The organism is Leptospira weilii (genome assembly GCF_006874765.1).
GTDB lineage: Bacteria > Spirochaetota > Leptospiria > Leptospirales > Leptospiraceae > Leptospira > Leptospira weilii.
In genome coordinates, this window is the sequence record NZ_CP040840.1 from 501,295 (window position 1) to 515,000 (window position 13,706).

Consider the following 13,706-nt stretch of genomic DNA (forward strand, 5'->3'; position numbering starts at 1 on the left):
CTTCACTGTCAACGAAAAAGATCGGAAGCGGCTCATTCTCCCCGAATCATTGTTAGGGAGAGATCAATGTTTTTTTCATCTAAGATTTGTAATCCGATTCTTCGTGAAAAAGAGAGAAAGAATATGGTCGATTTCCAAATCGTTTCTCGAGGAATTCGCAATAAAGAAGTTCTCTCGGCGATGCGTTCGATTCCGAGAGAATGTTTTGTACCTGATTCTTATGTTTCGCAGGCGTATGACGACAAACCTCTGCCGATCGGATATCATCAGACGATTTCACAACCGTTCATGGTTGCATGGATGTCTTTGCTTCTTGAAATTCGAAAAGGCGATCGAATTTTCGAAATTGGCACCGGCTCGGGTTATCAAAGCGCCGTTTTAATTTTTCTTGGAGCGAAGTTATTCTCCGTTGAGTTCTTCGAATCTCTTCATAAAATCGCGCTTCAAAATTTGGAACTTTGGAGCCCGGGTTGCACTCGAACAAATCATTTTGTTAGCGGAAATGCGACTCAAATTCTCAAACCTGAATTTCAATTTGATAAGATGATTTCCTGCGCCGCTCTTCCCGATCTTCCCGGCGTGGAAAGTTCTTACTTTCACTCCCTGGTTCCGGGAGGAATTTTTATTTTTCCGATGGGAAAGAAAAAACAATTTTTAATAACCGCAAAAAGAAGTTGGAACGATTGGTCTTTTGAATCTAAGTGCGAAGTGAAGTTCGTTCCCTTACTTTAAACTCTTTTTCGAAATCCTACCTTCAAATGATTTCAAGTAATTTTCGGTTGACAACCGGCGGTTTTAAATTTCACGGCGGGTTTCTAAATTTTGACCGGAATTCTATTTCGAAAAATTTCTAATACTTTACAAAGATACGGTCGTTTCTATTGTCTTTCTTGAGGTCTGAAAAGGTAATTAACCGTTTCCAAAGGGAAATTTAGTAAGTCGCGATAATTTCAATTTCGGATTTTCTTGTACGATTTCGTCTCAAAAATCTTTTTGTTGTTTCAAAGCGTAATGTGAAGGAATGAATGTTTCTTTTTGAGATAGCCTCTGATTGAATATTGGGCTTTAGGACGAGCGATGACATTCGGCAACGGAAAAATATTCTCTATTTTTAATATACTCAAAGAAGGTTTCGTAGGCTTTTTTCGTTTCGTAAAAGCGTATTGGAGATTCATATTTCGTTATGCGATCATTGCGATCATCGCGCTCGTTTCTTTTTTGATCGGGGGCTCTTACGTGGTCTGGTTGACCAAAAGGGACGAAATCGTTTCCAATCTGGATAAATTCAAAAATGAAGTCACAAATTATTACGAAATCAGTCAGATTCGTCCTATTCGAATTTTGGATCGAAACGGAAAGCTAATCGGAGAATTTTCGAGGAGAAAGTTTAAACCAATCCGCACAGACAATCTTGCAGAACATGGGAACGTCATTTGGGCGCTTCTTTCTTCCGAAGATAGGGAATTTTACAATCATCACGGAATCAATTACACCGCGCTTTTGCGGGCGATCATCATCAATCTCACCACCTTTCAAAAACAGGGCGGGTCCACGATCACTCAACAGCTCGCAAAACTGACCTTGGATCTGGGAGCGAGAAATATCTTTAACAAAATTACGGAATTCTATTGTACCTTTTATCTCGAAAGCCAGTTTGACAAGAATACGATTCTTTCCATGTATCTCAATCGGATTTTCTTAGGTGAGGGAAATACGGGAGTGGAGGAAGCGAGCCGTTACTATTTCAACAAAGCCGCGGCCGAGTTGACTCCTGCCGAAGCTGCGATGCTCGTTGGAATCATTCCCGCTCCTTCGAATTACAATCCGGTCCGAAGCCTCAAGACGGCGCTCAAAAGGCAAAAACTGGTTCTGACTCCTATGTCCGAAAATCAACATCTGCATCCGAATCCCGCAAGCATTGAAAAAAATTTTGCAAAAAAAATCGAATCCAATCTGAAAGCATTCAAATACTTTTACAAGGTCGAGATTACAAAAGACGGAGATAAGGAATTCTACGCTTCGGAAATAGCACGATACGGTTTTGACAAGGACTTTACGATCAATCTCGCCCCGGATTTTAATTACGGAATTCGTCAGCACATTTTGGATACGTTCAACGAAATCGACATTGAGACCCGAGGAATGAACGTTTATACAACTCTCGATTATGATAAACAAGACGCCGCGGAAAAATCCCTAAGAGAGGGAATCGAATCCGTTCGCAAAAAACTGAACGATGTAAAAGCCGCCTACGTGAAAAGAGGCGATTCGGAGGAAGCAAGAATCCAACAATCCATCGTCGACAACATGAACGGGTCCTTGATTTCGATCAATCCCGGAAACGGTTATATCGAGGCGATGGTCGGTAGTTACAAAATCTCTAATATATTTAGGCTCAATCGAGCGGTCTCTGCGCTCAGACAACCCGGTTCTACGATCAAGGCTTTGATCTACGCAATCGCGTTTGAAAACAGGATTATTACTCCTTCGTCCACGGTTGTGGATGAGGAGATTAACATCCGAGGTTATTCTCCAAAAAATTGGTACAAAGGTTATAAAGGGAATATCACCGCCAGGATTGCGTTCGCACAATCGGTCAATACGATCGCCGTGAAATTGTTAAACGAATTCGGTGTGAATGACTTTTTAGAAAAAATTTCGATGATCTTGGATATAGACAAGGCGACTCTTGAAAAAAGATTCCAGCCGAATCTTTCCTTGGCTCTCGGTTCGGGAGAATTGTCGCCGATGGAACTTGCTTTGATTTATGCTACGATTGCAAATGGAGGAAAAAAAGTTACTCCCGTTCAAATTCTAAGAATTACGGATTTTGAAGGAAGCGAAATGTTTTCCACACCTTTGAAAGATCCGAACGAAGCGATTCAGATTTTAGATCCGGTTGCCTGTGCGGAAACGATCAATCTTTTGGAAGCGGTATTAAGCGAACAAGGTACGATGAAACTCAAATTGAAAGACGAAGACTTTTTTCCGATGGGCGGTAAAACGGGAACGGTTCAGTCTCCGAAAGAAGCTCGTAAAAAATGGGGATCCCGTAAGGGAGTAAGAGACGCTTGGTTTGCTGGCGTGAATCCCGATTTAGTTACGACAGTCTGGATTGGCAATGACGTGGGCGCTCCGTTCGAAGGTTCGGGTTCCGGAATCAGCGGAAATATCTGGTTTCGTTATGTGAACTATATCGCAAAAAACATAGGCTTTTCAGAAACTCTCGTAAAACCGTTTAACGGCGATTTTGTGAAAGTCGATGTGTGTGGGGAAACCGGTTTGCTGCTGCATTCGTCCGTTCCTTGTTTGTATCCTTTATACGGTCAATATTATTACATCGGGGAACAACCTTCCGCTCCCGAGGGTATTACCGCCGTTACGACTTCGGAAAATTCCGCGCAAGAGTTGGAAGCGGCTACGACCGAAAAAACGATCCTTCCTCAAGGGGAGGAAAACGACGCGGATTCTGTCGAACTTGAACTTCCGGAAGTTACAGATAATCCTCCAAACTAGAATAACGTTTCCCTTTTTCGGATATTAGAAAAGTCTCATGCGGAGACCAAAGATAAATCCAAGGATTTTCTCTGAGAAGAATTTGTAAGGCTTTGGTCGTTTCCGGATTTAAGGAATCTGAATTTTTTGCTCTTGAGAATATAGCTTCGAGTTCCTGATTTTCATAATGCGCTCGGTTTCCTCCGTTGCCTTTGTCCTTTCCCGAAAACAACGGATCGATAAAGTGCCAAGCTCCGGGTAAATCCGCGTACCAAAAAAGCAACGTTAGATCGCCTTTCTCTTCCGCGTTTTCCTTATAAAGGATCGCTTTTTCCATCGGGCGGATTTTTATTTTTAATCCGAGTTCTCTTAAAAATCCCGCCAATGCCAATCCATTCGCGTTATTTTCCTCGTCGCCGCGCATTCTAAAATCGATTTCTCTTTCGAGTATTTTCGGATAACAAATGGACTTTTTCAAATATTCCTTGGCTTTCTCTTGGGAACGAGTTTGTATCGAAAGAATTTCTGGATTTTCCGAGATGATCTTTTGCATCTCCGTTTGTGATATATTTCCGGGCGGAATTGGACCGAATGTGGAATCGGCATTCCCCTCCAATAATTTTCGAATCACTAAGTTCGGATCAACGATTGTATTTAAGGCTTTTCTAAAGTTTTCGTCGAAACAAGGCTCATTTGCCCGAATCGCGATATATTGGACTCCTTGTCCTTTTCGAAACCGAAGATTCTCCTTTTTGATGTGAGGGTTTTTGAGTAAAAAATTCGGGAGACGCATCAGATCCATCCTTCCTTTGGAAAACAAAAAAATTCCGGTGGAAGCCGACGCTAAGATCCTCAGTCGAATTCTTTTAGGAAGGTTTTCGGTTGTGTATGGATTTTTTTCAAGAAGGATATAGTTATTCTTTTTCCACTCTTTAAGAAGGTATTTGCCCGCTTTCGGAATCGAACTTATATTGTTTTTTTCTAATGTTTCGAAAGAATCCGCTTCCAATTTTTTTTCGTTCCCGTTTATGCAACAAACGATTCCGGCGGGAGGAAGAGAAAGAGCGTCTATTGCTTGTCTGAGTCCTCCGGAAATTTTTAGTTCAATTTCTTTTTGACCGAGGACGTTGATTTCTTTGATAAACTCGTATTGATTTTTTCTCGGGTTCGGAGTGGTTACGAGTCTTCGTAGAGATTCTCGAACCTGTCCCGCTCTTAATTCTTCGCCGTTGGATAAAAGATGCGACCTGAGTTTGAGTTTGAGAGAACGGATTTTTCCCGTACCGGACAAGCGAAACGATTCGACGAGTTGATATGCGGGCTTGCCTTCCGGAGTTTTTTGAAATAAAAACGGATATAAAAATTTTCCAACAGTACGGGAAGATAAATCGGTAGAAAATAACGGATCCAGACTGATCGGGTCCGAAGGTATGGAAAGAATCAATTCTTCCGGGTCTTCCTCCCTGAAACCGCAATCGGAAAAAAGAAAGGACAAAACAAGGATTCCTGCAAAAAAGGTTAGAGAAGTATTCAAAAGACTAAACCTGTCCAATGAACATCTATAAACGGCTCCTAAAGTATTCCTTCAAGTACAAATACAGATTAACTTTGGGAATCGTACTCTCCTTTTTTGTTTCGGTTTTAAATGGGGCTTCTCTTACTTCCTTGATTCCGATTTTCGATTCCCTTGGCACCGGAGAAAAAACGAATTTCGAAATCTCTTTGACTAAAAAAGATAAAGCTCTTTTACAACGTTTGCAGGAAAAAGATTCTTTCTCCAGGACCGAGTCGATCGAGCTTCGACTTGCGGAGTGGAAGATACGGCTCAATTCTTCTCTGAAGAATATGAGCCATGATCAACTCGTTTTACTTTTTTGTTTTGTGGTTTTTCCCGTCTATCTTTTGAAACTCACTTTTCTCGCGGCGGCGGTTTATTGCATTAATTCGGCGGGTTATCTCGCGATTCGGGATTTAAGGGCGGAATTGTACGCTAAGGCTCAGACTCTTCCTCTCAATCACTTCGTACAAGAAAAAACGGGAATCCTAATGAGTAGAATCATCAACGATGTGGAAGTTCTCGGTAAGCTGATTAGTTCGGATTTGAAGGATGCGATCGTCGATTTTTTTTACATTGTCACACATCTACTTCTTCTTATGTATCTGAGTTGGAAGATGTTTCTAGCGGTTTTCATCGTAGTTCCAATTGTGATGGGTCCGGTCTCGGCGTTTGCCGACAAGATCCGTAAGGCGACCCGCAATCAACAGGAACGTCTTTCTTCGTTAAACGGACATCTTCAGGAAGTGATTTCCGGAATTAGGGTGATCCGTGCTTTTTCCATGGAGAAGGTGGAGGCGAAACGTTTTTGGGAATTCAACCAGGATCTTTCCGATAAAACTTTCAAAGGCCATTTTTATCATCAGGTCGGGCCTTCTCTGACGGAATTATTCAGTTCGATCATAGCCGTGATCTTTCTGAGTTTCGGGGCGTATCTCATGGAAGACGGAACATTTTCTCGCGGAATGTTTATGGCGTTCTTTTTGACTCTGATCTTTTTGATGAGACCGTTTAAACAAATGAGTATGCTTTCCAATTCGATTCAAAGCGCGATTTCGGCGGGAAGTCGCGTGTTCGAGTTATTGGATCAAGAGACGGACATTCAAAATCCTGCGAGTCCCAGGTTCCTAAAAAAAATGGAGAAGGGGTTGTCGTTTAACAACGTAACTTTCACATATCCAGGCGCCAAGACTCCCGCAGTTCAGGAAATCAATCTGGAGATTCCGAAAGGGGAAACCGTCGCCTTGGTGGGCGCATCGGGAGCAGGAAAATCCACGTTAGTCGATCTTGTTCCGAGGTTGATCGATCCTCAGGAAGGACAAATTTTCATCGATGGCATCGATATACGGGAATTGGACTTGAGTAATCTTCGTAAAAGAATTGGAATCGTGGCTCAACAGGTATTTTTATTCAACGGAACGATTCGCGAAAATATCTGCTACGGAAATCAAAGTGTGACGGAAGAACAACTTCGTTCCGCCTGCGAACAGGCGTTCGCGATGGAATTTATCCTTTCCTTTGAAGAGGGTTTTGATACGATTGTGGGGGAACGCGGAGTGATGCTTTCGGGCGGTCAAAGACAAAGAATCGCGATCGCTCGAGCTTTACTTCTCAATCCGGAAATTCTGATTCTGGACGAGGCGACTTCGGCGCTTGACACAGAATCGGAAAGATTGGTTCAGCAAGCTTTGGAGTCTCTCTACAAAAATAGAACCGTAATCATTATCGCTCATAGACTTTCCACGGTACAAATTGCGAACACCATCTTTGCGATGGAAGACGGAAGGATCGTGGAATCCGGCACACACGCGGAGCTGATCCAACTTGACGGTAAGTATAAAAAGCTCTACGACATCCAGTTTGTCGAATCCTCGGAAAGCGTATAATGTAAAAGCATTCTTGCTCATGAAATCGTTCAATCCTCTTTCGTTTTTGCACGTCGCTTTGTTTCCGGTTCTGTATGCGCTTTCCTTTATTTATCGTGTTCTCTTTTTATTCGATCAAAGATTTACCGAAAAGAAAAAACTTTCCGGAGCCTTTGTAATCAGCGTGGGAAATATTTCCATGGGCGGAACCGGAAAAACTCCGTTCTCGATTTATCTCGCAAAACTAATTCATAAAAAATTTCCGGAAAGAAAGATCGTTCTTTTGTCCAGAGGTTACGGTGCGGCGGGATCCGAACATGGGCATAGGGTTTCACAACAATCCTCTCCGAGGGAAGCCGGAGACGAACCTCTTCTTTTAAAAAAACATCTTCCGTTTGCTGAGGTTTGGATCGGAAGAGACAGACATTCTACCTATTTCCGTTTTAAAGAAGAATTGAAAATGAAGGAAAATCCGATTGTGATTTTGGACGACGGATTTCAACATCACGCTTTGGAAAGAGACGTGGATATCGTTTTATTGGATTCGAGTAGGATTCGTAAGGAGCGTTTTTTAATCCCTGCTGGAAGTTTGAGAGAACCGATTTCCTCTCTACTAAGGGCCGATTGGATCGTATTTTCAAAGTATGAACTTTCCGCGGAGAGGATCGTACGGAATATTCAAAGGAAATTTTCGAAAAGAATTCTTCGTTTTTCTTTAGAACCGGATAAACTTTTATCTCCCGATTTGCGGATGGATTCTCCGAAAATATTCTACGATAAAAAAGTGTATGCGTTTACCGGAATCGGAAATCCGGAAATTTTCTTTTCGATGATTCGAAAATTTCAACCGGTCGAGTTAGAAACCAGAACGTTCCGAGATCATTATTCTTATACGATTGAAGACGAAAACGCTCTGGAGACGATCGCAAAAAACTACGATTATCTCGTCTGCACCGAAAAGGATTTCGTCAAAATTTCGAAATCCCCGAAGAATTTAAGAGTTCTTCTCTTAGAAAGTAAACTTGATAAGGAGGAAAGGTTCGGTTCTTTTCTCAAGAAGAGGCTTATGTCGAAAACGTTCTGATTTTACCATTCCTCTTTTAAGGATTGAATTTTGTCTGTTTTGGATAAACGTAAACGACCGAAAAATCTTTTTTACTTCTGCCCTTATATTTTGAAATTTCGTTAGGTGATAGGATAAAAATCCGTCCTATCCAAAATACGACGAGAAGCGCCTTTCTCATTTTGAGAACTCGCATAAGTCTTATGAGTGTTATAGAAATATGATATGATTTCAAACTACTCATGCAATTCTAACTTTTGAGAATAGTTGCTCCGAGTATTTTGTTTTTTACGGATCTCTCCGAAAACTCAAGCGCATTGCCGCTTTTTATGGATCGCGATCAGGCCGATAATTTAGGATTCTTTTCAACCGGATTTCATTCTTAGAAATTTAAATCGAATTGCAGAATTAAAACGATATGTTAACATTCCCCGATACTGTGTCTCCGATAAACAAACTTATGAAAAAAACTATTTCATATTCAATCTTCGTTTTTTTGCTTTCATCAGTTTCTCTTAGGAGCGAAGTTCTCCTTTTGAAATCCGGCAAGCAGGTGGAAGGTAATATCATCAGCCAAGATAAGGAAACCGTCACCTTTAAACTTACGGATGGTACAACAAAAGTTTTCCAAAAAACGATCATTCGGAAAATTTCTTTTACTAAAATTGTGGAGCCTATCTCTAAAAAAGAAGAGGTTCAGAAACACAAAGAGGAAGGTCAAAGGAAAAGAGAAGCGACAGTACTTGCTGAAACACAGAAGTCTAAGGAAAAAAGTGTCGAAGAAAGAGAACGGGAGCTTATAAATTCAAAAAGACATTATCTCGAAGTTTCCTTCGGAATCGGAAATGGAACCGAGCAATCCGAGCTTCGACCTTTTTATCAAACCATTCAATACGCAGGTTTGGCTTTCAGTAGTTCGGGTCAGGCGGAAATTCTTACCAATCCATACAAAACACCAAACAATGGTTCTACGACTCGAATCCAGTACGCTTGGAATCGTTTTACGTTCGAGCTACGGGGAACGGAAGCGAAACATAATATCGACGTGAGCGGATTTCAAACTCTTGCTTTTGGAACCGGGGGTTCGGGTTCAAGTTCGTCCGGTGAAAGAGCGACTAATGCAATCTTTGGAAACGCAAATACCAAATTTCAAAAAATTTCCTCCCGCGTCGGCTTTACTCCTTACCCACATCCCATTCTGGATCTGCAAATTTTGGGAGGTGTCGAGAGAATTTGGACAAACACAAGTCAGGAAGTGGATAGTCTGGGCCCCTCGACGGAAAGTGGGGTCAATCCGAATCGTATTAGTTTTCGCGAATATTCGAGTCATCATAAAGGATACAGTTTCGGAATCGGATTCGAATGGAAATTCCTAAAACAATTTGTGTTTCAAGGACAAATTCTTCATTTGGATATGGCGAGTCCGTCTTCCTTTAAAAATTATGAATATAGAATCGGTGACTCAAATACGCCGTTTCGTCTCAACCAAGTCGGATTGGACTATTGGTGGAAGTCAACCGGAACCGAAATTAATCTCAAATTTTCTACAAAAATAAAAGGAAATTGGAGCGTATTCGTGGAAACGAGCAATATGATTTTAAAGAACACTCTCCAAACCGGTTATATATCCGACAACGAAGGTAATCAGGAACAAATCGGACTGAAAATTTTCGGACCGAAAATTTTGATTCCGATGTTATACGAATCCAAAACGGTTCTTAGTTATGTTCAACTCGGTGTTAACTACCGTTTCGATTTCTGAATTTTTTCTGTGTCCTTCCAATTCCACCACTTTAACTTTTCCGAATTCGGTTTTTTAGTGTTCAAAAAATAGTGAACACAACGAAAGACGTAAAGCATACAGCGGTCCACATAGCCGCCGTGAAGTTCGCAACAGCGAATGTACAGTTTTTCCGGATCAGTTGACCGAATCTCGTCCAAACTTCTAAAACCCAGATTCCAATAATCCATCGCGATCGATTTTCCAACTCCCGGCAGGGTTTTAAATTCTTTTAGGATATCGGATTTTTCCGAATTTCCTTCGATAGATTTAGAATATTCTTTTTTACTCATATATTATTCTGAAGGATTTTGTGGTCGTTACGTTTCGTTTTCTAACATTTAAATCGCGGGATGAATATCACTGAGAGCTTATTCTAAAACCTTAAGAAAAATTGACTACAATCATTCGGTGCGTTTCTAACAATGCAGGAGTTCCCACGGATTAGGAACAAAGATACCCCTGAACATATTTCTAAATAACGTGAGTTCGGCGTGATTCATTTTTTGTAGGAAGTTGAAATTTGAACTTTGTAAATCTATTCTTAAAATGTGGGACCTACAACAAATCGCAATTTTACGGACAAATTCTAAAAGTAGAACTCTTACTTTTAGAAAATTCTTTCTCATTTTCTTACGCCGAACTCACGTTAAATAAGGTTATGCGAGATAGAAAGATATCCCCAAAAGTGCAAAAACAAATTCAAGACAATCCTTTTCGTTTTGTCACTTGCAATCCGCTTTGAGTTGAGTGGAAATCGTAAGTTCGACTTCCGGCCAAAGTTTAGAAACACCGTCTTTTCCTTTATGCAAATCTTTGCATACTTGATTGAGTGCGTCAATTGCCGCCAGAGCTTTAAAGTTTCCGAGCTCCAAATTTGAACTCGCACTCAGTCGGGTTCCCTCTTGGAGAGTAAAGCTTGCGTCTAGATTTTTGGTGATCCCGTTGAAAGTTAGGGAAATGATTCCTTTTCCGGAGGTTTTGTCGGAATTTAATTCTGCGGAAACGACCTTACCCTCGATCTTTCCGTTCTTTTTCAAAGGATAAAAAAATGCGGACTTGATTTTTGCGTCTCGATCGTTATTTCCAGAGTTAACCGTATTCGGATCGATTGTAAACTTCATTCCTTTGAGGGCTTTTTCCGGGGAATTTCCGGCCTTCGTTCCGACCACTTGGATTTTATCAAAAGAACCGCCGACCCCAGTTTTTTCCGTAAACTTAAAGGCTTTCCAAGTGAGCTTCGTACTCGCGTGATCATACGAGTATATGCAAGTTTGGTTTTTGCCGGTATCCTGAGAAAATCCGGCGACAAAAGGAAGTAGGATCAAACAATAGAATAGAATGATTTGTTTCATAGTCTTTCGACTAATCTGAAATCGAAAAGAAAGTCAAGGTTTTTAAAGGAAAATTTAAATTTGAAAGAATCGGAAATCATCCGTGTTCTCTATCCGCCCGGAACCGCTCAAACTGACGATTGTTATCTGGACGAAGAAGGTCGGATTTTTACAACCGATACGATCTGCGAAGGAACTCATTTTAGAACCGAGTGGAGCGGTCCGAAAGAAATCGCTAAGAAACTCGTGGAAGTGAACGTTTCCGATATCGCTGCGGGCGGCGGAGTTCCGACTAAGGCGTTTCTCAATTTAGGTCTCAGTTCCCAATTTTCCAAGGAAGAATGGATTCGTCCTTTTTCTTCCTCATTACAAGAAGCCTTATCTTTTTACAATATCGAACTCTGTGGCGGAGATACGTATCGTTCTCCTTCTCTCAATCTGACTTTGACCTTAATCGGTGTTACGGCCCGGCCTTGGAAACGTTCGGGTGGTAAAAACGGAGATTTTCTTTATCTCACGGGTTCGGTAGGCCTTTCTTTGCTCGGTTACAAACTTTTGAACGAGAGTTTGAACGTGCCGGAACCGCTTCGGAATCTCGCCTTGGAAAGACATCTTACCCCAAAAGCGAGACTGAACGTTTCCAAAGAACTTTCGAAACGTTTTTCGGTTTCCTGCTGTATGGATCTTACCGACGGACTTTTACAAGATCTTCCCAAGTTGGCTTACTCTTCGAAACTCGGATTGAAAATCGATTTGGAAAAAATTCCTTCCGATTGTTCCGCTTATTTAAGTTTGGACGAGATTCTCAGTTCCGGGGAAGAATTGGAACTTATCTTTTTAAGTTCGGAAGAACTACCGAACACATTAGATAAAGTTAATATTACAAAAATCGGGCGAACAACACAGGATTGGAAAGGAGTCAAATTCTTTCAAAGAAATTCGGAGAAAATCTTCGAATTTTCCGGATTTCAACACTTTTGAGCTTCAAAAAAAGAAAACCGGTATGGATAAAGAAAAATTTCCGTAATGCTGCTTCTTACAATCTAATAATTGTAGGAACTCAGGCGCCTCGTTTCTACGTATAACGTTACCACAAGTTAGAAGGGTTTTGGAATCAGAAGGATCAAAAACGTACATTTTCCAAGTGTTCCGACAAGAATGAGGCTTTTTACTTGCAAAAAGTATGATTTTCTGATAGAGAAAAATCTCCCGAACCTTTCCACCTATTTCGCGACCCGTAGAGAGCGAAATAGAGTTTATTCTCCCCCACCAAAAATAAGGGGAAACTCAGGCACAACGCTTCCTAAACTCAGTAAACACTTTCCTATGGGTCGGTGTTTAGGGCGTTGTGGGAACTAAGTTTCACAGAGGATTTGTCGTAATTCCGACAGATTTATCTTAAAATCCAAGCACTTGTGGGGGGTTGGTTTCGCTTCTAGGGGCGCTCGACGGAGTTTGGGCAGACTCTAAGTTTATTTTTTGCTGTTGATTCCTGGCGACCTGATTCCAGAGAACCATTCCGATAAAATGTGGGAACTCCCTCAAAGTTTGAAACCTTTGTAAATGGAAACAAAACTTAAAACCCGATCTCAAACCCTTGCTAGTCTGCTTTCCAACATTTCAATGATTTGATTCACATTCTTTTTATTGATCACGACTTCGTAAGCGGCTGAGAGAACCGGCGTGTTTTCCGCGGTTATTTTCATCAAATTCGGCATTACCTTAAGACCGTAGAAACCGTTCGACATTCTTTCCGATGGAGAACCGTAAGCAATATCGTATCCCGTCTTTCTATCTTTTGCATCCGTTCCGAAACAAGAAAGCATAAAGTCGGTTAAACCGGAAAGACCTAAGAAAGTCTCGGATTGTCCGCCCATCTTAGTGCCGATCGCGGTCATCTCCGTAAAAAAACGATTGGATAAATGAAAGAGAGAATTATCCACGTTACCGCCGAAAGTCTGTGTGAAATACCCTTCTACGATTCCCATCGCAAGTGCATAGATCGTTTTCAGAGCGCCTCCCAATTGAACGCCTTTTACGTCGGTCGGAATTCTCGCCGGCCTTGGAAAGATATAACCGTTGGTAAAAAGTTTTTGAACTCTCGGAATGAGGGTCGCATTGGACGCCGCTATCTCGAAACCGGAGATCTTTCTCTCCATGATTTGATCCGGATAACAAGCTCCCGCGATTACGCCAAGGCGATCGTCTTCCAAACCAAATGCGTTCTGTACTTCGTCGAGAATCAAACCGGTACTTGTAAAACCTTTGATCACGTTGAAGAAAGGAGCTTTGTTCCTATTTAAGTAAGGTTGAATTTCCGGATAAACGTTGATAAGTTCCCAAGGATTGGTTCCTTGAATAAATAAGGTAGCGGTCTTTAAAACATCCGGATCGGAAGTAAAAACCAAATTCGGAGGAAGTTTATAAAGAGGATAATATTTCAGTTCTCTTCTTTCGGTATTGCATTGTTCCGTATATGCCACATCGGGATGATAGAGATAAACCATAATGTCCTTGTTTGCAAGAAGAGTGGCGACGGCAATCGACATACTGCTTGCGCCGATCACGACGATTTTTTCTTCCGGTTCTTTCGGAACTTTAATGAGAATATTTT

At 41.4% G+C, this 13,706-nt stretch carries 10 protein-coding genes (1 of these 10 running past the window's edge); 6 read left to right on the forward strand and 4 right to left on the reverse strand.

Annotation, left to right across the window (positions count from 1 at the left end; all coding sequences use genetic code 11):
* The first annotated feature begins 66 nt into the window (after positions 1-66).
* Both FHG67_RS02510 and FHG67_RS02515 read left to right on the forward strand, forming a co-directional pair.
* Complete coding sequence (locus tag FHG67_RS02510; RefSeq protein WP_002617664.1) at positions 67-732, forward strand: protein-L-isoaspartate O-methyltransferase family protein; 666 nt, start codon at positions 67-69, stop codon at positions 730-732.
* Between the two features lie 345 nt (positions 733-1,077).
* Positions 1,078-3,516 (forward strand): transglycosylase domain-containing protein, encoded by a 2,439-nt coding sequence (locus FHG67_RS02515; protein ID WP_004501811.1) that lies wholly within the window; start codon positions 1,078-1,080, stop codon positions 3,514-3,516.
* Here the strand turns inward: FHG67_RS02515 and FHG67_RS02520 are convergent.
* Complete coding sequence (locus FHG67_RS02520; protein WP_142499637.1) at positions 3,494-5,047, reverse strand: ABC transporter substrate-binding protein; 1,554 nt, start codon at positions 5,045-5,047, stop codon at positions 3,494-3,496. The genes FHG67_RS02515 and FHG67_RS02520 overlap by 23 nt on opposite strands.
* On the opposite strand from FHG67_RS02520, the gene FHG67_RS02525 reads away from it, so the two are divergent.
* The 3 genes from FHG67_RS02525 (at position 5,047) to FHG67_RS02535 (ending at position 9,740) form a co-directional block, all read left to right on the forward strand.
* On the forward strand, positions 5,047-6,936 hold the full coding sequence (locus FHG67_RS02525; RefSeq protein WP_016760306.1) for an ABC transporter ATP-binding protein: 1,890 nt from the start codon (positions 5,047-5,049) through the stop codon (positions 6,934-6,936). The genes FHG67_RS02520 and FHG67_RS02525 overlap by 1 nt on opposite strands.
* Before the next feature lie 19 nt (positions 6,937-6,955).
* Positions 6,956-7,999, forward strand: coding sequence for a tetraacyldisaccharide 4'-kinase (gene lpxK / locus FHG67_RS02530; protein ID WP_002617688.1), 1,044 nt, complete (start codon positions 6,956-6,958; stop codon positions 7,997-7,999).
* Positions 8,000-8,438: 439 nt separating this feature from the next.
* Positions 8,439-9,740 carry an LA_0442/LA_0875 N-terminal domain-containing protein gene (locus FHG67_RS02535; protein WP_376767556.1) on the forward strand — a complete coding sequence of 434 codons (1,302 nt, stop codon included), beginning with the start codon at positions 8,439-8,441 and terminating at the stop codon, positions 9,738-9,740.
* Here FHG67_RS02535 and FHG67_RS02540 read toward each other — a convergent pair.
* Together FHG67_RS02540 and FHG67_RS02550 are read right to left on the reverse strand one after the other, a co-directional pair.
* Positions 9,722-10,051 (reverse strand): helix-hairpin-helix domain-containing protein, encoded by a 330-nt coding sequence (locus FHG67_RS02540; RefSeq protein WP_002617685.1) that lies wholly within the window; start codon positions 10,049-10,051, stop codon positions 9,722-9,724. The genes FHG67_RS02535 and FHG67_RS02540 overlap by 19 nt on opposite strands.
* 432 nt (positions 10,052-10,483) lie before the next feature.
* Positions 10,484-11,113 (reverse strand): YceI family protein, encoded by a 630-nt coding sequence (locus FHG67_RS02550; protein WP_002617692.1) that lies wholly within the window; start codon positions 11,111-11,113, stop codon positions 10,484-10,486.
* Between the two features lie 15 nt (positions 11,114-11,128).
* On the opposite strand from FHG67_RS02550, the gene thiL reads away from it, so the two are divergent.
* Entirely contained in the window at positions 11,129-12,073 is a 945-nt protein-coding gene (thiL, locus tag FHG67_RS02555; RefSeq protein WP_172616518.1) for a thiamine-phosphate kinase, read from the forward strand.
* 608 nt (positions 12,074-12,681) lie between these two features.
* Here thiL and FHG67_RS02560 read toward each other — a convergent pair.
* Positions 12,682-13,706: the 3' portion of a 1-acyl-sn-glycerol-3-phosphate acyltransferase gene (locus FHG67_RS02560; protein WP_002617689.1), read on the reverse strand. 988 nt of this gene lie beyond the right edge of the window; 1,025 of the gene's 2,013 nt are visible here — the last part of the coding sequence; its start codon lies beyond the right edge, outside the window — the gene reads right to left on this strand; the stop codon is at positions 12,682-12,684.

Excerpts from the sequence above, each read along its gene's own strand:
- FHG67_RS02510 (WP_002617664.1), top strand. The coding sequence starts at position 67 with ATGTTTTTTTCATCTAAGATTTGTAATCCGATTCTTCGTGAAAAAGAG.
- FHG67_RS02515 (WP_004501811.1), top strand. The coding sequence starts at position 1,078 with ATGACATTCGGCAACGGAAAAATATTCTCTATTTTTAATATACTCAAA.
- FHG67_RS02525 (WP_016760306.1), top strand. The coding sequence starts at position 5,047 with ATGAACATCTATAAACGGCTCCTAAAGTATTCCTTCAAGTACAAATAC.
- lpxK (WP_002617688.1), top strand. The coding sequence starts at position 6,956 with ATGAAATCGTTCAATCCTCTTTCGTTTTTGCACGTCGCTTTGTTTCCG.
- FHG67_RS02535 (WP_376767556.1), top strand. The coding sequence starts at position 8,439 with ATGAAAAAAACTATTTCATATTCAATCTTCGTTTTTTTGCTTTCATCA.
- FHG67_RS02540 (WP_002617685.1), bottom strand. The coding sequence starts at position 10,051 with ATGAGTAAAAAAGAATATTCTAAATCTATCGAAGGAAATTCGGAAAAA.
- FHG67_RS02550 (WP_002617692.1), bottom strand. The coding sequence starts at position 11,113 with ATGAAACAAATCATTCTATTCTATTGTTTGATCCTACTTCCTTTTGTC.